This is a genomic window from Agrobacterium sp. A3-95, from assembly GCF_053521785.1.
In genome coordinates, this window is the sequence record NZ_JBNWDR010000009.1 from 234,804 (window position 1) to 253,388 (window position 18,585).

General features: G+C 59.0%; 19 protein-coding genes. 14 read left to right on the forward strand and 5 right to left on the reverse strand.

Annotated features, from left to right (window positions below):
- Positions 1-7: 7 nt before the first annotated feature.
- The 9 genes from eno to lipA all read left to right on the forward strand — a co-directional run bounded on the left by eno (position 8) and on the right by lipA (position 9,523).
- On the forward strand, positions 8-1,282 hold the full coding sequence (gene eno, locus ACQZ5Y_RS22195) for a phosphopyruvate hydratase (protein WP_003512870.1): 1,275 nt from the start codon (positions 8-10) through the stop codon (positions 1,280-1,282).
- A gap of 336 nt (positions 1,283-1,618) precedes the next feature.
- Entirely contained in the window at positions 1,619-1,936 is a 318-nt protein-coding gene (locus ACQZ5Y_RS22200) for an FtsB family cell division protein (RefSeq protein ID WP_003512872.1), read from the forward strand.
- A 153-nt stretch (positions 1,937-2,089) separates the two neighbouring features.
- On the forward strand, positions 2,090-3,133 hold the full coding sequence (pdhA, locus tag ACQZ5Y_RS22205; RefSeq protein WP_003512874.1) for a pyruvate dehydrogenase (acetyl-transferring) E1 component subunit alpha: 1,044 nt from the start codon (positions 2,090-2,092) through the stop codon (positions 3,131-3,133).
- A gap of 17 nt (positions 3,134-3,150) precedes the next feature.
- Positions 3,151-4,572 carry a pyruvate dehydrogenase complex E1 component subunit beta gene (locus tag ACQZ5Y_RS22210; RefSeq protein WP_003512876.1) on the forward strand — a complete coding sequence of 474 codons (1,422 nt, stop codon included), beginning with the start codon at positions 3,151-3,153 and terminating at the stop codon, positions 4,570-4,572.
- A 14-nt stretch (positions 4,573-4,586) separates the two neighbouring features.
- Positions 4,587-5,957, forward strand: a complete 1,371-nt coding sequence (locus ACQZ5Y_RS22215; protein WP_019565543.1) for a pyruvate dehydrogenase complex dihydrolipoamide acetyltransferase — start codon at positions 4,587-4,589, stop codon at positions 5,955-5,957.
- Positions 5,958-5,969: 12 nt separating this feature from the next.
- A complete protein-coding gene (locus tag ACQZ5Y_RS22220; RefSeq protein ID WP_013636030.1) occupies positions 5,970-6,614 on the forward strand; it encodes an SGNH/GDSL hydrolase family protein in 645 nt (214 codons plus the stop codon).
- A gap of 58 nt (positions 6,615-6,672) precedes the next feature.
- The gene (gene lpdA, locus ACQZ5Y_RS22225) at positions 6,673-8,118 is read left to right on the forward strand and encodes a dihydrolipoyl dehydrogenase (protein ID WP_013636031.1); all 1,446 of its coding nucleotides are present in this window, start codon (positions 6,673-6,675) and stop codon (positions 8,116-8,118) included.
- A gap of 80 nt (positions 8,119-8,198) precedes the next feature.
- Positions 8,199-8,447 carry a GlsB/YeaQ/YmgE family stress response membrane protein gene (locus ACQZ5Y_RS22230; RefSeq protein ID WP_003512885.1) on the forward strand — a complete coding sequence of 83 codons (249 nt, stop codon included), beginning with the start codon at positions 8,199-8,201 and terminating at the stop codon, positions 8,445-8,447.
- Between the two features lie 104 nt (positions 8,448-8,551).
- A complete protein-coding gene (gene lipA / locus ACQZ5Y_RS22235; protein WP_003512887.1) occupies positions 8,552-9,523 on the forward strand; it encodes a lipoyl synthase in 972 nt (323 codons plus the stop codon).
- Between the two features lie 78 nt (positions 9,524-9,601).
- On the opposite strand, the gene ACQZ5Y_RS22240 is transcribed toward lipA, so the two are convergent.
- The 3 genes from ACQZ5Y_RS22240 to ACQZ5Y_RS22250 form a co-directional block, all read right to left on the reverse strand.
- Complete coding sequence (locus ACQZ5Y_RS22240; RefSeq protein ID WP_145166306.1) at positions 9,602-10,531, reverse strand: DMT family transporter; 930 nt, start codon at positions 10,529-10,531, stop codon at positions 9,602-9,604.
- Positions 10,532-10,626: 95 nt separating this feature from the next.
- Positions 10,627-11,361, reverse strand: a complete 735-nt coding sequence (locus tag ACQZ5Y_RS22245) for a helix-turn-helix transcriptional regulator (protein ID WP_145166305.1) — start codon at positions 11,359-11,361, stop codon at positions 10,627-10,629.
- 114 nt (positions 11,362-11,475) lie between these two features.
- The gene (locus ACQZ5Y_RS22250) at positions 11,476-11,652 is read right to left on the reverse strand and encodes a hypothetical protein (protein ID WP_003512893.1); all 177 of its coding nucleotides are present in this window, start codon (positions 11,650-11,652) and stop codon (positions 11,476-11,478) included.
- Between the two features lie 246 nt (positions 11,653-11,898).
- Here ACQZ5Y_RS22250 and ACQZ5Y_RS22255 point away from each other — a divergent pair, with 246 nt between their 5' ends.
- Together ACQZ5Y_RS22255 and ACQZ5Y_RS22260 are read left to right on the forward strand one after the other, a co-directional pair.
- Positions 11,899-12,468: a P-loop NTPase family protein gene (locus ACQZ5Y_RS22255; protein ID WP_174059867.1), complete on the forward strand. Its 570-nt coding sequence runs from the start codon at positions 11,899-11,901 to the stop codon at positions 12,466-12,468.
- Positions 12,469-12,477: 9 nt separating this feature from the next.
- Positions 12,478-12,933, forward strand: coding sequence for a type II toxin-antitoxin system RatA family toxin (locus ACQZ5Y_RS22260; RefSeq protein WP_003512897.1), 456 nt, complete (start codon positions 12,478-12,480; stop codon positions 12,931-12,933).
- Here ACQZ5Y_RS22260 and ACQZ5Y_RS22265 read toward each other — a convergent pair.
- Together ACQZ5Y_RS22265 and ACQZ5Y_RS22270 are read right to left on the reverse strand one after the other, a co-directional pair.
- Positions 12,915-13,424, reverse strand: a complete 510-nt coding sequence (locus tag ACQZ5Y_RS22265; protein WP_013636037.1) for a CinA family protein — start codon at positions 13,422-13,424, stop codon at positions 12,915-12,917. The two genes, ACQZ5Y_RS22260 and ACQZ5Y_RS22265, sit on opposite strands and share 19 nt — an antisense overlap.
- Positions 13,421-14,608 (reverse strand): bifunctional 2-C-methyl-D-erythritol 4-phosphate cytidylyltransferase/2-C-methyl-D-erythritol 2,4-cyclodiphosphate synthase, encoded by a 1,188-nt coding sequence (locus tag ACQZ5Y_RS22270; protein ID WP_174049424.1) that lies wholly within the window; start codon positions 14,606-14,608, stop codon positions 13,421-13,423. Before ACQZ5Y_RS22270 ends, ACQZ5Y_RS22265 begins: the two co-directional genes overlap by 4 nt.
- A 305-nt stretch (positions 14,609-14,913) precedes the next feature.
- On the opposite strand from ACQZ5Y_RS22270, the gene dusB reads away from it, so the two are divergent.
- From dusB to ntrC, 3 genes are read left to right on the forward strand one after another with little or no spacing between them, the layout of a single operon-like run.
- A complete protein-coding gene (gene dusB, locus ACQZ5Y_RS22275; protein WP_419457017.1) occupies positions 14,914-15,900 on the forward strand; it encodes a tRNA dihydrouridine synthase DusB in 987 nt (328 codons plus the stop codon).
- Positions 15,897-17,045: a two-component system sensor histidine kinase NtrB gene (locus ACQZ5Y_RS22280; RefSeq protein ID WP_003512904.1), complete on the forward strand. Its 1,149-nt coding sequence runs from the start codon at positions 15,897-15,899 to the stop codon at positions 17,043-17,045. Before dusB ends, ACQZ5Y_RS22280 begins: the two co-directional genes overlap by 4 nt.
- Positions 17,042-18,493 carry a nitrogen regulation protein NR(I) gene (gene ntrC / locus ACQZ5Y_RS22285; protein ID WP_003512914.1) on the forward strand — a complete coding sequence of 484 codons (1,452 nt, stop codon included), beginning with the start codon at positions 17,042-17,044 and terminating at the stop codon, positions 18,491-18,493. The genes ACQZ5Y_RS22280 and ntrC overlap by 4 nt, the downstream gene beginning before the upstream one ends.
- The last annotated feature ends 92 nt before the right edge of the window (positions 18,494-18,585 follow it).

Below are 18,585 nucleotides of genomic sequence, written 5' to 3' on the forward strand. Positions count from 1 at the left end.
AGAGACCATGACTGCCATTACCGATATCATCGCGCGCGAAATTCTCGACAGCCGCGGCAATCCGACCGTTGAAGTCGACGTTTATCTCGAAGACGGCTCCATGGGCCGTGCCGCCGTTCCCTCCGGCGCCTCCACCGGCGCGCATGAGGCGGTTGAGCTGCGCGATGGCGGCAAGCGTTATCTCGGCAAGGGCGTGGAAAAGGCGGTCGAAGCCGTCAATACGGAAATCTTCGACGCGATTGGCGGTTTCGACGCTGAAAACCAGATCCAGATCGACCAGATGATGATCGCGCTCGACGGCACGCCGAACAAGTCGCGCATCGGCGCCAACGCCATCCTCGGCGTGTCGCTCGCCGTTGCGAAGGCTGCCGCTGAAGCGTCCGGCCTGCCGCTTTACCGTTATGTCGGCGGCCCGAACGCGCATCTGCTGCCGGTTCCGATGATGAACATCATCAACGGCGGCGCGCATGCCGATAACCCCATCGACTTCCAGGAATTCATGATCCTGCCGGTCGGCGCAGAAAATATTCGCGAAGCCGTGCGCATGGGCTCCGAAGTCTTCCATACGCTGAAAAAAGAACTGTCCGCACAGGGCCACAACACCAATGTCGGCGATGAGGGCGGTTTTGCACCGGGTCTCGAAAGCGCGCCGGCAGCACTCGATTTCATCATGAAGTCGATCGAAAAGGCTGGCTACCGTCCAGGCGACGACATGTTCATCGGTCTCGACTGTGCGGCGACCGAGTTCTTCAAGAACGGCAATTACGTTTATGAAGGCGAAGGCAAGACCCGTTCGCCGATCGAGCAGGCCGAATACCTGGCCGAGCTCGTGGCGAAATATCCGATCATCTCTGTCGAAGACGGCATGGCTGAAGACGACTGGGATGGCTGGAAGGCGCTGACCGATCTCATTGGCAACAAGTGCCAGCTGGTGGGCGACGATCTTTTCGTCACCAACTCCGCCCGCCTTCGCGACGGTATCAAGATGGGTGTCGCCAACTCCATCCTCGTCAAGGTCAACCAGATCGGTTCGCTTTCCGAGACGCTGGACGCAGTCGAAACGGCGCACAAGGCAGGTTACACCGCCGTCATGTCGCACCGTTCGGGCGAAACGGAAGATTCCACCATCGCCGATCTCGCGGTCGCAACCAACTGCGGTCAGATCAAGACCGGCTCGCTTGCCCGTTCCGACCGGCTCGCAAAGTACAACCAGCTTATCCGCATTGAAGAAATGCTGGGCCCGCAGGCTGCTTACGCCGGCCGTTCGATCCTGCGCGGATAATTCGCGTTCGGGTTTCGCGATATGGCCCGCCGCCTGGCGGGCCAGTATCAGGGATGGGCGGTTTATCCGCACTGCTCACTCCCGAGTTGATCCGGGGTTCAGTCAGCCCAGGTCCCTGGGTTGAAAGGACTCTTTTCACGGCGAAGACGCGCTGTGGCTTGATGCAGGATCACGCTCGGCATAACGAACTCTCTCTGATATCGTCGTCATTATTAGCCCGCCTCTGGCGGGCTTTTTTGCGTCTATCAGTCGCGTGGAATTTAAGGTCAACGGATAGTTAAACAATCCGCATTAGTCTCGAGACTCACATTATGCGTTTTAAGGCTTCTCTCCGGCATGTGGACCAGACATCATAAAAAGAGACGATTCGGCCGTTTGATCGTTCCGGCCATTACGATCGCTTTTCTTTCCTATTTCGGGTATCATTCCATCCACGGCGACTTCGGCCTTCAGGCGACGGAGCGGCTGGAGCGGCAGCGTATTGCCAGAACGGCAGAGCTTGCCAAGCTGACGCAGGCGCGCGTTGCGCTGGAGCGGCAGGTCGAATTATTGAGCGACGGTTCTCTCGAACGTGACATGATTGACGAGATTTCCCGTTATCAGTTGAATATGTCCCGTACGGACGAAATTGTCATCATGAATACCTACTTCTAATTAACCGAAATCAAGTTAATTAATGATTTGTGATTTATTCACAGCACTTTAGCGTGAATATGTGCCATGCGTTTAAAGCATTGCTGCATGGCATTTTCTTGCATATGGTACGCGCCAATCTATCCATTCAAACGGCAACTCAGGGAGGGATGAATGGCGCCGCGAAAAACCGCGTCCGTATCCGGCCGAAAGACAACGGCAAAGGCTGCAGGCGAATTCACCGGTAAGAACAGCCCGGACTTTTCGAAGGAAGAAGAGCTTCACGCCTATCGTGAGATGCTTCTCATCCGTCGCTTCGAGGAAAAGGCCGGCCAGCTTTACGGCATGGGCTTCATCGGTGGTTTCTGTCACCTCTACATCGGTCAGGAAGCCGTTGTTGTCGGCATGCAGATGTCTCAGAAGGAAGGCGATCAGGTCATCACCGCTTACCGTGACCACGGCCATATGTTGGCTCTGGGCATGAGCGCGCGTGGCGTCATGGCCGAATTGACGGGTCGCAAAGGCGGCCTGTCGAAAGGCAAGGGCGGCTCGATGCACATGTTCTCCAAGGAGAAACATTTCTACGGCGGCCACGGCATCGTCGGTGCGCAGGTTTCGCTCGGAACCGGTCTTGCCTTCGCCAATAAATATCGCGGCAACGACAATGTCTCCGTGACCTATTTCGGTGACGGCGCCGCCAACCAGGGTCAGGTCTACGAGAGCTTCAATATGGCCGCTCTCTGGAAACTGCCGATCATCTATATCGTTGAAAACAACCGTTACGCCATGGGCACCTCGACCGCCCGCGCCACCGCACAGTCGAACTATTCGCTGCGCGGCCAGTCCTTCGGCATTCCCGGCATCCAGGTGGATGGCATGGATGTGCGCGCCGTAAAGGCAGCCGCCGATCAGGCGCTGGAACATTGCCGCTCCGGCAAGGGTCCGATCATTCTGGAAATGCTGACCTACCGTTACCGTGGTCACTCCATGTCCGACCCGGCGAAATACCGTTCGAAAGACGAAGTGCAGAAGATGCGCTCCGAACATGACCCGATCGAGCAGGTCAAGGCACGGCTTCTGGAGCAGGGCTGGGCAAGCGAAGACGAGTTGAAGGCCATCGACAAGGATGTCCGTGATATCGTCGCCGATAGCGCAGACTTCGCCCAGAACGACCCAGAGCCGGATGTATCCGAGCTCTACACCGACATTCTGCTCTGATCGGGAAAGGGAAACCCATGCCAGTAGAAATTCTTATGCCCGCCCTTTCCCCGACCATGGAGGAAGGCACGCTTTCCAAATGGCTTAAAAAGGAAGGCGACAAGGTCACTTCCGGCGACGTGATTGCCGAGATCGAGACCGACAAGGCGACCATGGAAGTGGAAGCTGTGGATGAAGGTGTTATCGGCAAGCTGCTGATCGACGCCGGCACCGAAGGCGTCAAGGTCAACACGCCGATCGCCGTTCTCATCCAGGAAGGCGAAAGCGCTGCCGACATTTCTTCTTCTGCCAAGAAGGAAGAGCCGAAGGCTGAAGCTGCAAATTCCGATTCGGATGCCGCAGGCGGCAAGACCCGCGAAGCATCCGAGGAGCCGAGCGCTGCCAAGGAAGCCGCAAAGGTTCCGGCAGCACCTAAGATCGAAGTCGCTGCCGATCCGGATATTCCTGAAGGCACGGAAATGGTGATGACGACGGTGCGTGAAGCGCTGCGCGACGCCATGGCCGAAGAAATGCGCGCGGACGAAAAAGTCTTCGTCATGGGTGAGGAAGTCGCCGAATATCAGGGCGCCTACAAGATTACCCAAGGCCTGTTGCAGGAATTCGGCGAACGCCGCGTCATCGACACCCCGATCACCGAGCACGGTTTTGCCGGTATCGGCGTCGGTGCGGCAATGACGGGCCTGCGGCCCATCGTCGAATTCATGACCTTCAACTTCGCCATGCAGGCGATCGACCAGATCGTCAACTCGGCTGCGAAGACGCTTTACATGTCGGGCGGCCAGATGGGTGCGCCGATGGTGTTCCGTGGCCCCTCGGGTGCTGCTGCCCGCGTTGGCGCTCAGCATTCGCAATGTTACGCCGCATGGTACAGCCATATTCCGGGCCTCAAGGTCGTCATGCCCTACACGGCAGCGGACGCCAAGGGTCTCCTGAAGGCAGCCATCCGTGACCCGAATCCGGTCATCTTCCTTGAGAATGAAATTCTCTACGGACAGAGCTTCGAAGTGCCGAAGCTCGACGATTTCGTGCTGCCGATCGGCAAGGCGCGCATTCACCGCAAGGGCAAGGATGCGACGATCGTTTCCTTCGGCATCGGCATGACCTACGCAATCAAGGCTGTTGCGGAACTCGAAAAGCTCGGCATCGACGTCGAACTGATCGACCTTCGCACCATCCGTCCGATGGATCTGCCCACCGTCATCGAATCGGTCAAGAAGACCGGTCGTCTGGTCACCGTCGAGGAAGGCTTCCCGCAGTCATCGGTTGGTGACTTCATCGCCAATCAGGTCATGCGTGCCGCTTTCGACTATCTCGATGCGCCGATCCTGACGATTGCCGGCAAAGACGTTCCGATGCCTTACGCGGCAAACCTCGAAAAGCTGGCTTTGCCGAACGTCGATGAAGTCGTTCAGGCTGTCAAAACCGTCTGCTACAAGTAAGGGGAGGCGTTTCGATGCCGATAAACATCACCATGCCTGCCCTTTCTCCCACCATGGAAGAGGGCAATCTGGCCAAGTGGCTGGTCAAGGAAGGCGACAAGGTCGCACCCGGTGACGTGATCGCCGAGATCGAGACCGACAAGGCAACCATGGAAGTGGAAGCCGTCGATGAGGGCACGGTCGCCAAGCTCGTGGTTCCCGCAGGCACGGAAGCGGTCAAGGTCAACGCCCTGATCGCTATCCTCGCCGCCGATGGCGAGGATGTGGCTGAGGCAGCAAAGGGCGGCAATGCTGCTCCTGCCGCGTCCCAGGCCAAAGCCGAGGCTCCGAAGCAAGAAGCTGCAAAGGCCGAAGCGCCAAAGGAAGAAGCTGTCCCAGCCAAGGCTGAAAAGCCAGTTGCCGACCAGTCCTCCGCACCTTCCACCCCGGCCCCGGTTGCAAAATCCGGCGAGCGCATCTTCGCTTCGCCGCTTGCCCGTCGTCTCGCCAAGGAAGCCGGTCTCGACCTCACGGCCGTGTCCGGTTCCGGCCCGCATGGCCGTATCGTCAAGACAGACGTAGAAAAGGCCGCCGCTTCTGGTGGTGCGAAGGCAGCTCCTGCCGCCGCAGCATCCGCAGGCGCACCGGCTGCCGCACTTGCCAAGGGCCCGTCCGAAGAAGCTGTTCTCAAGCTGTTCGAACCCGGTTCTTACGAACTGGTGCCGCATGACGGCATGCGCAAGGTCATCGCCAAGCGTCTGGTCGAATCCAAGCAGACCGTTCCGCATTTCTACGTTTCCGTGGATTGCGAACTGGATACGCTTCTGGCGCTGCGCGCCCAGCTCAACGCCGCCGCTCCCGAAAAGGACGGCAAGCCCGCCTACAAGCTTTCGGTCAACGACATGGTCATCAAGGCGCTGGCTCTCGCGCTGCGCGATGTGCCTGATGCCAACGTCTCCTGGACGGAAAGCAACATGGTCAAGCACAAGCATTCGGATGTCGGCGTTGCCGTTTCCATTCCGGGTGGCCTGATCACGCCGATCATCCGCAAGGCGGAAGAGAAGTCGCTCTCCACCATCTCCAACGAGATGAAGGACTACGGCAAGCGCGCCAAGGAGCGCAAGCTGAAGCCCGAGGAGTATCAGGGCGGCACGACGGCCGTGTCCAACATGGGCATGATGGGCGTCAAGAGCTTCTCCGCCGTCATCAACCCGCCGCACGCCACCATTCTGGCAGTCGGCGCGGGCGAACAGCGTGCTGTCGTGAAGAACGGCGAGATCAAGATCGCCAATGTCATGACGGTTACGCTCTCTACCGACCACCGTTGCGTCGATGGCGCGCTCGGAGCCGAACTGATCGGCGCCTTCAAGCGCTATATCGAAAACCCGATGGGCATGCTGGTTTGATCGGAGAGTGAGATGGTGAAGTCGGTCCTCTGCTTTGGCGATTCCCTCACATGGGGATCAGATGCGGAAACGGGTGGCCGGCACAGCCATGACGATCTTTGGCCGAGCGTCTTGCAAAAGGCGCTCGGGCCTGATGTGAAGGTGATCCACGAAGGGCTGGGTGGACGAACCACCGCCTATGATGATCATACCGCTGATTGCGATCGCAACGGCGCAAGGCTCTTGCCGACGCTTTTGCACAGCCACGCGCCGCTTGATCTGGTCATCATCATGCTCGGCACCAACGACTTGAAACCGTCGATTCATGGCTCGGCCATCGTCGCGATGAAGGGTGTGGAGCGGCTGGTCAAACTGGTGCGCAACCATGTCTGGCAGGTGTCGGACTGGGAAGCGCCGGATGTTCTGATCGTCGCGCCGCCGCAACTGTGCGAAACGGCCAACCCCGTGATGGGCGCTATTTTTCGCGATGCGATCGATGAATCGGCGATGCTCGCGCCGGTCTACCGGGATTTGGCCGACGATCTCGATTGCGGATTTTTCGATGCGGGGTCAGTTGCCCGCACGACGCCCGTAGACGGCGTTCATCTCGATGCTGAAAACACGCGGGCCATCGGGCGCGGGCTGGAGCCCGTCGTTCGCATGATGCTCGGACTTTGACAACAATTCTCGTTTCGGAACGGCATGCCGTGACCCGATAGGACAAGGCAGGATACCTATGGCTCAATCTTATGACGTCATCATCATCGGTTCGGGACCGGGCGGTTATATTGCCGCGATTCGCGCAGCCCAGCTCGGCATGAAGGTTGCCGTGGTCGAGCGCGAGCACCTTGCAGGCATCTGCTCCAACTGGGGCTGCATTCCCACCAAGGCGCTGTTGCGTACTGCCGATGTCTTGCATACGGCTCAGCACGCCAAGGATTACGGCCTGACGCTCGAAGGCTCTATCAAGCCTGATGTCAAGGCGATCGTCGATCGTTCGCGCGGCATCGCGCACCGCATGAACAACGGCGTCGGCTTCCTGTTCAAGAAGAACAAGGTCGATATTATCTGGGGCGAGGCCAAGATCACCAAGCCCGGTGAAATCGTGGTTTCCAAGACCCAGAAGAAGCCCGTCGAACCGATGGGCCCGGTTCCGAAGAACACGCTGGGCGAGGGCACCTATACCGCCAAGCACATCATCGTCGCCACAGGCGCCCGCCCGCGCGCGCTTCCAGGCATCGAACCGGATGGCAAGCTGATCTGGACCTATTTCGAGGCAATGAAGCCGGAAGAACTGCCGAAGTCCCTGCTCGTCATGGGTTCCGGCGCCATCGGCATCGAATTCGCCAGCTTCTACCGCACCATGGGTGTCGACGTTACCGTCGTTGAAATCATGAGCCAGGTGATGCCGGTCGAAGATGCGGAGATCTCTGCCTTCGCCAAGAAGCAGCTGGAGAAGCAGGGCATCAAGTTCCATCTGGAAACCAAGGTTGCCAAGGTCGAGAAGGCTGCGAATTCGGTTACTGCGACGCTCGAGAAGAAGGACGGTTCGTCCGAGAAGATCACCGCTGACCGGATGATTTCGGCTGTCGGCGTCGTCGCCAACATCGAAGGCATCGGCCTTGAGGCCGTTGGCGTGAAGACCGATCGCGGCTTCATCGTCATCGACGGTTACGGCAAGACCAACGTGCCTGGCGTCTACGCCATCGGCGATGTCGCCGGCCCGCCGCTGCTCGCCCACAAGGCCGAGCATGAGGCCGTGATCTGCGTTGAAAAGATCGCCGGTCTGCCGAATGTTCACCCGATGGACAAGCTCAAGATCCCCGGCTGCACCTATTGCAACCCACAGGTCGCCTCTGTTGGTCTCACCGAAGCCAAGGCGAAGGAACTGGGCCGCGATATTCGCGTCGGCCGCTTCTCCTTTGCGGCCAACGGCAAGGCCGTGGCGCTCGGTGAAGATCAGGGCATGGTCAAGACCATCTTCGACAAGAAGACAGGCGAGTTGATCGGCGCGCACATGGTTGGTGCGGAAGTCACCGAACTCATTCAGGGCTTCGTGGTCGCCATGAACCTCGAGACCACCGAAGAGGAACTGATGCACACGATCTTCCCGCATCCGACCATTTCCGAGTCGATGAAGGAAAGCGTGCTCGACGCCTACGGACGTGTGCTGAACGCATGAGTGCCCGTGATGCCCGGCATTGTCTAACCGTGCCGGGTGTCCCATATGTCTCAACGCTGGTTCTATAAGGGAGCGCGGGAATGGAAAATATCGGCTGGATTGCGGCAATCATCATCGGCGGTCTTGCCGGCTGGCTCGCCGGCAAACTCATGGATATGCGTTTCGGCATCTTCATGAATATCGTTCTCGGCATCGTCGGTTCGGTGGTTGCCGTTGCGGTGCTGAGAACCTTCGACGTTTTCGTGCAGGACAGCAGGCTCGGTTATTTCGTAACGTCCTTCATCGGCGCCAGCCTGTTGTTGTTCATGGCTAAGCTGGTACGGCGCTGACTAGGCTTCGTGCCCGGAAGGGGCTTACGCTTTTTCTGGAATTGTTCTAAAGCATCGCGTCAATAAATGTGATGATCGCGGCAAGCGATAGAAACAGGTTTCTTATGGTCACTATTCTCGACAGGACTTCGTCCGAAGAAAAGCGTATCCGCCACCCGGAAAAGGCCCATCGGCCTGATACCGAGGTCATGCGCAAGCCGGAATGGATCCGCGTCAAGGCGCCGACATCCAAGGGCTACCACGAGACGCGCGAACTGGTGCGCAGTCACAAGCTTGTGACGGTGTGCGAGGAAGCCGGCTGTCCAAATATCGGCGAATGCTGGGACAAGAAACACGCGACCTTCATGATCATGGGTGAGATCTGCACCCGCGCCTGCGCCTTCTGCAACGTCGCGACCGGCAAGCCCAATGCGCTTGACATGGACGAGCCGGAAAACGTCGCCAAGGCCGTCAAGCAGATGGGACTCAGCCACGTCGTCATTACCTCGGTCGACCGCGACGATCTCGCCGATGGCGGCGCGGAGCACTTCGAAAAGGTGATCTGGGCGATCCGCGCTGCGTCTCCCAACACCACCATCGAAATTCTGACCCCGGACTTCCTGAAGAAGCCCGGCGCGCTGGAGCGTGTCGTCGCGGCGAAGCCCGATGTTTTCAACCACAATATGGAAACCGTTCCCGGCAATTACCTCACGGTTCGCCCCGGTGCGCGTTATTTCCATTCCGTGCGCCTGTTGCAGCGCGTCAAGGAACTGGACCCCACCATGTTCACCAAATCAGGCATCATGGTCGGCCTTGGCGAAGAGCGCAACGAAGTGCTGCAGCTGATGGACGATCTCCGCAGTGCTGACGTAGACTTCCTTACGATTGGCCAGTATCTGCAGCCGACACGCAAGCACCACAAGGTTGAGGCGTATGTCACGCCGGAGGAATTCAAGTCCTATGAGACGGTCGCCTATACCAAGGGCTTCCTGATGGTCTCCTCCAGCCCGCTGACGCGTTCTTCTCACCATGCGGGCGACGATTTTGCACGCCTGCGCGCAGCCCGCGAGAAGAAGCTTCTGGCCGCTGCGGAGTAAGTGGGCGGGGCGGCCAATTTCTCTCACGCGTCATCCTCGGGCCTATCCCGAGGATGATGTTGCTGTTTTCACCTGAAGTCAGACCACAACCTTCTCCGGCCGATGCGCGCGCATGCACAGGATGACGCTCAGCACGACTGAGCAAATCGCCAGGACTTCGACGATTGTTGGCCCACGACCTTCCCAGAGGAAACCATAGAGCAAGGCAAAGAGCGTCTCGAACAGGATCATCTGCCCAACCATGGTGAGCGGCAGCAGGCGGCTCATGCGGTTCCAGAGAGCATTTCCGAGAATGGATGCGGTGAACCCGAGACCGGCGGCGATGGCCGCAAAATGCAGCCAGTCCTCGGAACTATGGCTTTCCCCGCCGAAAGCAAAGGCCGGTATGGCGAGCGCCAGCGCCAGCCCGCCGGTCACCACACCCGTCATCATGTTCCAGTCGTCGGCGCTGACATCGTGAAGGCGTGACAGCCAGCGGGCATTGCCAACCGCAAAGGCCGTCCATGAGGCGAGCGCGCCAAGCGCACAGGCCAGCCCGATCAGGCGGGATACATCCAGCCCCGCATCGCTTTCCGTCAGCGACTGCCAGGATATGCCGATAATGCCGATTGCGCCAAAGGCGAGCGACGGCCACAGACGCTTGAGCGATACCGCGCCATGATCGCGCGTGCCGATGATGGTGACGGCAACCGGCAGGAAGCCGATGATGATGGACGTGAAGGCAACGCCGCTCAGTTTCACCGCCGTTGATATGAAGACATAATAGGCGATGTTGCCGATCATGCTCAGCCAGCCGAGCGCGATCCATTCGCGCGCACCGAAATGGGCCGATACCCGTTTCAGGCGCGGTCCTATGATGACGAGCGAAATCAGCCCGTAGGTCAGGTAACGGGCCGTCGACAGTTGCAGGGCGGAAAAATCCGGTACGAGTTTCGGGGCGAGAAAGATCGCACCCCAGAGTGCGCCCGCCATCATGCCGTAGATAACACCGAGGCTTGTCTTGTTCATGTCATGTCACATCCGCATTCACGATTGCCCGCGATGTGCCACAGCCACGTACGGCTGTCTTGACAAAAACTCCTGAGAGAAGAGGTGCTGTGCTTTCAGTGAATGCCGAAGGCCCGGCGATAAGCGGCAGGCGTTTTGCCCATCGCGTTGCGCATGGCGCGCGTCAGTGCCGTCTGGTCGGAGAAGCCGGCCCGCAAGGCAATTTCCGCAATCGGCAATGTGGAGTGGCGCAGCAATGCGCAGACCTTGTCCATGCGCAGCTCTGCAAGCCAGCGGTGAGGAGGGAGGCTGAACTCTTCCAGAAACAGCGCATGCAGGCGGCTATCGCTGATCGCGGCGCAGGATGCGAGCGTCTCGACGGTCCAGGGGAAAAATGGCTCCGCTCTGACGATCTCGCCCAGCGCATGCAGGCGGTGGCGGATATCGGTCTTTTCAGTCGCAAGGCTGTCGATCAGGAGCGGTGCCCAGAGGTTGGCAATATCCTCACGCGGCCCATCCGATCCGATGACGCCGCGCATGTAAGCGATCAGCTGCCGTGTATCCCGTGCGATATCGAGAAACGGCTTGTGGACAAATCTCTCCAGCACCTGTTCGGGAACAGCAGTTTCGTCGATATCGACCACCAGCGACCGGTTGATCGTCGTCGCTTCCTGTGTGTGCGATGTGTTGGGATGAATGAAGACCGCGCGCCCGGTGGACAATTCGTCCTGTAGCCCTGCTACATCGATCCGCAGACATCCCGAGACCGGAAGAACGATCTGCACGAAGCCGTGCCGTTCCTTCGGTCTCTCCTGCGTATAGGTCCTGATATCGGCGGATGCGGCGATCATGAGATTGTCATTTCCATCGTGCAAAGAAACGGCCGCCTCGAAAAGCGGCCGATTTCATTCCTGATTATGACATCGTCTTGAAGATTGGGCCAGCCGGCTTTATCGAGCCGGCGTCTAACATTCTTCCTTGGCGGTCGATTCGCCGCGTTTGCGCTTGCGCAAAACCGGCTTGTTCTCTCTCGCCTCGCATTTCGCAACGTCGATGAGATAGGCAAGCATCGGCATTTCGTTCATCGATGCAAGTTGCTTGGCGGATTCGAGAAGGTTGATGATGTTGGAAAAATCGTCCATCGGCTCACTCAGTGGCTCAAAGCGGGTTATGTGGGTGTGAACCCAGGGATGAATAAGCGCGGTGAAAATGGGAGGTTCCAGCGCCGTTGCATCCCATGGGTGTAATATTAGTCGCAAATAAATAGCAATCCCTGCGAGGGGGTTGCAATAGTTAAATTTCCGTAACATCGGACGCCGGCCATGCCGCCGCAGAGTAATAGCCGCGCTATTTAAAAATGGCATGGTGGCGAAGACGAGGTTTATTCGATGCCGAACTATCTTGAAAACGTGGAGGACGCGGCTGCGATTATCGCATCTGCGCAGCGTATTTCGGTCGTCGGTTGCTCCGGAGGCGGAAAATCGACGCTTTCCCGGAAGCTCGTAAGACGCTTTGGATTTGAATACATTTCCATGGATCGCGATATTTTCTGGTTGCCAGGCTGGCAGGCACGCCCGCGCCAAGAACAGCGGCAAAGGATTGCCGCCATTGTCACCAAAGACCGGTGGCTGATGGACGGCAGCAATCCATCGTCTTTCGACATGCGTCTGCCGAGATCCGACATCATCCTTTGGGTGCGCATGCCGCGCTGGCTTTGCCTTTGGGGCGCCATCACCGGGATTGCCAAGGGGTATGGCAAGGCGCGTCCTGAAATGGCTGAAGGCTGCCCCGAAAGACTGGATCTCGATTTCCTGCGCTATATATGGAATTTCGAACGCCGACACGCTCCGATCTTCGAGCAGAATTTCGCGCTTTATGGTCCCAACGTGCCGGTATTCCAGCTTAAAAGCCGAAAACAGCTTCGCCGCCTTCTTGATCTTCTTGTTGTCGAGGATTAACTCCCGCTCATGCCACAGTTCGAAACGCATCGCCTTGTAAAACACTCGCCCGACCGCATGTACGACCTCGTCGCCGATGTGGAGAAGTATCCACAGTTTCTGCCGCTTTGCGAAGCGCTGGTCATCCGCTCTCGCAAGGAGCGGGACGGCAAGACTCTGCTGGTGGCTGATATGACGGTGGGCTACAAGGCCATTCGCGAGACCTTCACCACGCAGGTGCTGCTGAACCCGGCAGAGCGCGCTATCGACGTGAAATATATCGACGGCCCGTTCAAATATCTCGACAATCGCTGGCGTTTTGAAGCCTCCGCAGAGGGCGGCTCGGCCATTCATTTTTTCATCGAGTATGAATTCAAGAACCGGCTGCTCGGTGCGGTCATGGGATCGATGTTCGACAGGGCCTTCCGCATGTTCGCCGAAGCCTTCGAGACCCGCGCCGATAAAATCTACGCGGACCCAGCCTGATTGAGGGTAATCAGCATCTCGAGCGCCGTTCTGATGGTCGCAAGACGGATTTCCGTGCGCCCGATCTCTCCGTAGTGCATTTCATGGTGCAGGATTTTACCGCTGCGCGACCTGGCGGCCAGATGCACCAGCCCCACCGGTTTTTCAGCCGAACCTCCGCCCGGACCGGCAATGCCGGTCACGGCCACGGCAAAATCCGCCCGGGAACGAAATAGCGCGCCATGCGCCATTTGCAGCGCGGTCTGTCGGGATACGGCGCCGAAATTCGCCAGCGTCTCAGTTCCAACCCCAAGCATGTCCATCTTGGCCTGGTTCGTGTAGGTGACGAAGCCGCGATCGACGACGGCAGAAGAGCCGGCGATTTCCGTCAGCGAACCAGCAATCAGGCCGCCCGTACAGCTTTCCGCCGTCGAGACCATGAAGCCGCCGGCGGTAAAGTCAGAAATGATCCGCCGCGCCAGTTCTTCTATATCCGCAGGAAACAGGCTCATAGCGGTCTGCCCTTGTAGACCACAGTGGCAGTGGCAATCGCAGCAATACCTTCGCGGCGGCCGACGAAGCCGATCGTCTCGTTGGTGGTCGCCTTGACCGAGCAGCGCTCCAGCGCGATGCCGAGCATGTCGGAAAGCGCCTCACGCATGGCCTGCCGATGCGGTCCGATGCGCGGCGCTTCGGCAATCAGCGAGACATCGGCGTTCATGATCGTGCCGCCATTGCCGCGGACTACCTTGGCCGCGTGTTCGAGGAAGATGCGCGAAGCGGCACCCTTCCATTGCGGATCGGAAGGCGGGAAGTGATCGCCTATGTCGCCAGCGCCGCAGGTGGCGAGCAGGGCATCCGTCAGCGCATGCAGCGCCACATCGGCATCCGAATGGCCTTTGAGTTTCTGGTCGTGTTCGATGAAGACGCCGCACAGTGTCACACCGTCTCCTGCTTCCAGCTGGTGCACGTCGTAACCATTGCCGGTGCGCACGTCAGGCAGTCCGTAGGAGAGCTTTTCATCGGCCATGGCGATATCCCGCTTGAGAGTGAGTTTCACATTGTCGACCGAGCCTTCGGTCAGCGTCACCGGCAGACTTGCCCACTCGGCGATCGAGGCGTCATCGGTAAAGTCGGTTTTTCCAGATGTGGCAGCAGCGCGATGCGCGGCGAGGATTTCGCCATAGCCGAAGCTTTGCGGTGTCTGCGCCGCATAAAGACCCTGCCTTGAAACCGTTTCCGCGACAGAATCGCCTGCGCCACGCTTCAGCGTATCAGTGACGGGCAGGGCAGGCAGAACGCCGACAGCGCCCGCCTTGTGCAGCGCCACGATGCGTTCCAGCATTTCAACGGCGATGAAAGGCCGCACGGCATCGTGGATCATCACATGTGTGAGGTCTTGCGCGGCCAGCGCTTCCAGACCCGCGAGCACCGATTGCTGCCGGGTTGCGCCGCCCGTGACGGTGACAATCCGCTCTCCGGCATTCAGCCGTTCAAGGATTGGTGACAGGAGTGCCGCATCGTCGGCATGGATAACGACCACGATAGGGGATGTGTCTGCCCAGGCAAGAAAGGTCGACAATGTTTGCTCGATCACGGCCTTGCCACCGATCGGGCGATATTGTTTCGGCCCTTCCTCGGGGGAGCCGGCTCTTTCTCCGCGTCCTGCGGCGACAACGACGATGCCGAGTTTCATAGTACTTTCCTGCATTGGTCTTATGCTTTGTGCGCAACCCTTAATGGTTGACAGTCCTGCTCTAGCGTTTCAAAACCCGAATGGCCAGCCCGATAAGCCGCCCACCCGCACCCACATGCCGCAGGATCGGTCATCCCGTTTGTTCAAACCTGCACAAATTGCCGCCGCCAGCAAAACAGGCAGGCAGGCCACGCGCAAATAAAAGGTGCAACCCTGTAAAAGTGCTTGGCAACTGCGCAAACACTGTCTAAAAATAATGCATATAACTCTTCTGCACGAAAGATCATCACTTGCCCCTTCCGGAGTTGTCAGTCCCGTTCAGCATCGGCTCAGTCTCGATCCGTAATCGCGCAGTGCTGGCGCCTATGTCGGGCGTGACAGATTTGCCTTTCCGTCAGCTCGCCTGGCGCTACGGCGCGGGCCTTGTGGTGACTGAAATGGTCGCAAGCCGGGAACTTGTCGCCAATCGTGGGGAATCCTGGGCGCGGCTGAAAAATGCCGGGATGGTTCCACATATGGTGCAGCTCGCCGGACGCGAAGCGCATTTTATGGCGGAAGCGGCAAAAATTGCGGCTGATAATGGCGCTGGCATCATCGACATCAATATGGGTTGTCCGGCCAAGAAGGTGACGGGCGGTTACTCCGGTTCAGCCTTGATGCGGGATCCTGACCATGCGCTGTCGTTGATCGAGGCGACCGTCGGCGCGGTGGATGTGCCCGTGACGCTGAAGATGCGGCTCGGCTGGGATGAAAACACCATCAATGCACCCGAAATTGCTCGCCGCGCTCAAGCCGCTGGCGTCCAGCTCATCACCATTCACGGCCGCACCCGCATGCAGTTTTACGAAGGTCGGGCGAACTGGGATGCCATTCGCGCCGTGCGCGAGGTGATTTCCTTGCCGCTGATCGCCAATGGCGATGTTGAGACCGCCGAAGATGCGCGTGAAATTCTCAGCCGTTCCGGCGCGGATGCCGTTATGGTCGGTCGCGGTGCACAGGGTCAACCCTGGCTGCCGGCGGTACTGGCCGGACATGCAGCGCCCCAACGCGCCGATATTGCCGATATCGCCGTCGAACATTACGACATGATGCTCGAATTTTATGGAAGGGAAGCCGGTCTTCGGCATGCCCGCAAACATCTGGGCTGGTATCTCGACCGTTTCGCGACGGAGATCGCCACCACCGACAAGGCTAAAATCATGACATCGCGTGATACGGGGGAAGTGGCTGATCTGCTGCGCTCCGCCCTTTGCGACAATGCGGGCGAAGAAGCCGCAAGGAAGGCCGCATGAGCGCTGATAAACACAGCCCGGCAGATGCGAACCCGCTCGCCATGGCGGTTCTGAACGCGGTGCAGAATCCCGTTATTCTGGTGGATGCCGAAGGTTTCATCGCTTTTGCCAATTGGGAAGCAGAAGCTTTTTTCGGGGCCAGCGCCTCCCATCTCGCTCGCTACCGCGTCTCCACCTTCATTCCCTTCGGCAGTCCGCTGCTTGCGCTGATCGATCAGGTGCGGGAACGCCGCGCGCCGGTAAATGAATATCGGGTCGATCTGAGCTCCCCCCGGCTTGGACAGGACAAGCTCGTCGATCTCTATGTCGCGCCTGTTGTCAGCGAGCCGGGGTCTGTTGTCGTCGTCTTCCAGGAACGGTCGATGGCTGACAAGATCGACCGGCAATTGACACATCGGGCTGCTGCACGCTCTGTCACCGGCCTTGCCTCGATGCTGGCGCATGAGATCAAAAATCCGCTTTCGGGCATTCGTGGTGCCGCGCAGCTTCTCGAGACATCCGTTGCCGATGAGGACCGTGCGCTGACGCGGCTGATCTGCGACGAGACCGATCGTATCGTCTCGCTGGTCGACCGCATGGAAGTGTTTTCCGACGAGCGTCCGGTGGACCGCGTGCCGGTCAACATCCATTCGGTGCTCGACCATGTGAAGGCCATAGCCAAGGCTGGCTTTGCCCGCAACATCAAGATTTCCGAGAATTATGATCCATCGCTGCCGGCGGTTTATGCCAATCGCGACCAGCTGGTGCAGGTCTTTCTCAATCTGGTGAAAAACGCGGCGGAAGCCGTCGGGAATCAGTCGGAGGGCGAGATCGTGCTGACGACGGCATATCGTCCCGGCATGCGCATGTCCGTGGCGGGCAGCCGCGAACGCATCTCGCTGCCGCTTGAGTTTTGCGTCCATGACAATGGGCCGGGAGTGCCGGCCGATCTCCTGCCGCATCTCTTCGACCCCTTCATTACCACCAAGACGAATGGTTCGGGCCTGGGTCTGGCGCTTGTCGCCAAACTGATCGGCGCCCATGGCGGCATCGTCGAATGCGACAGCCAGAACCATCGCACGACTTTCCGCGTATTGATGCCCGTCTCGCCTGAAGTGGCGTTGGACGACCGCATCTTGCCGAACTCGACAGGAAATGACAGATGACAGCTACTATCCTCGTCGCCGATGATGATGCCGCAATCCGCACCGTGCTTAATCAGGCGCTCAGCCGTGCCGGTTACGATGTGCGCATCACGTCCAATGCCGCAACGCTCTGGCGCTGGGTTTCTGCCGGCGAGGGCGATCTGGTCGTTACCGATGTCGTGATGCCCGATGAAAACGCCTTCGATCTGCTTCCGCGCATCAAGAAGGCCCGCCCGGACCTGCCGGTTCTGGTGATGAGTGCCCAAAACACTTTCATGACCGCGATCAAGGCCTCGGAAAAGGGCGCTTACGATTACCTGCCCAAGCCGTTCGACCTGACGGAGCTGATTGCCATAATCGGCCGCGCCCTGTCGGAGCCGAAGCGCAAGCCCGCCAAACTGGACGACGATATGCAGGACGGCATGCCGCTCGTCGGCCGCTCGGCCGCCATGCAGGAAATCTACCGGGTTCTCGCCCGCCTGATGCAGACCGACCTGACGCTGATGATTACCGGCGAATCCGGCACCGGCAAGGAACTGGTGGCGCGCGCGCTGCATGATTACGGCAAGCGCCGCAACGGCCCCTTCGTCGCCATCAACATGGCGGCAATTCCGCGTGATCTGATCGAATCGGAACTGTTCGGCCATGAGAAGGGCGCCTTCACCGGCGCGCAGAACCGCTCGACCGGCCGTTTCGAACAGGCAGAGGGCGGCACGCTGTTTCTCGACGAAATCGGCGATATGCCAATGGACGCCCAGACGCGGCTGCTGCGCGTATTGCAGCAGGGCGAATATACGACGGTGGGCGGACGCACGCCGATCAGGACCGATGTTCGCATCGTCGCCGCCACCAACAAGGACCTGAAGCAGTCGATCAACCAGGGCCTTTTCCGCGAAGACCTCTATTACCGCCTGAACGTCGTGCCGCTGCGGCTACCGCCGCTACGCGACCGCGCTGAGGATATTCCCGATCTGGTGCGCCATTTCATCCAGACGGGTGAGAAGGAGGGGCTGGAAGGAAAGCGCTTCGAGACCGAGGCGCTGGAAGTCATGAAGGCCTATGCCTGGCCCGGCAACGTGCGCGAACTCGAAAACCTGATCCGTCGCCTGATGGCGCTTTATCCGCAGGAAGTCATCACCCGCGAGATCATCGAGCAGGAATTGCAGTCGGATGTTCCAGACAGCCCGCTCGACAAGATGGCGGTCCGCACCGGCTCGTTGACCATTTCGCAGGCGGTCGAGGAAAACATGCGGGATTATTTCGCAAGTTTCGGCGAAGGCCTGCCGCCGCCAGGTCTCTACGACCGTGTTCTGCGCGAACTGGAATATCCGCTCATTCTTGCCGCCCTGACGGCGACGCGCGGTAACCAGATCAAGGCCGCCGATCTTCTTGGCCTCAACCGCAATACGTTGCGCAAGAAGATTCGCGAGCTTGGCGTTTCCGTGTATCGCAGCTCCCGCCCCAGCTGAGAATGTTGACAAGGCCGCGGTTGTCGTTGCATTTTCGCCACATTGTGTTGCTTGGAAAACACTAGGATGGAGAGAGATTCGCCGACACGAGG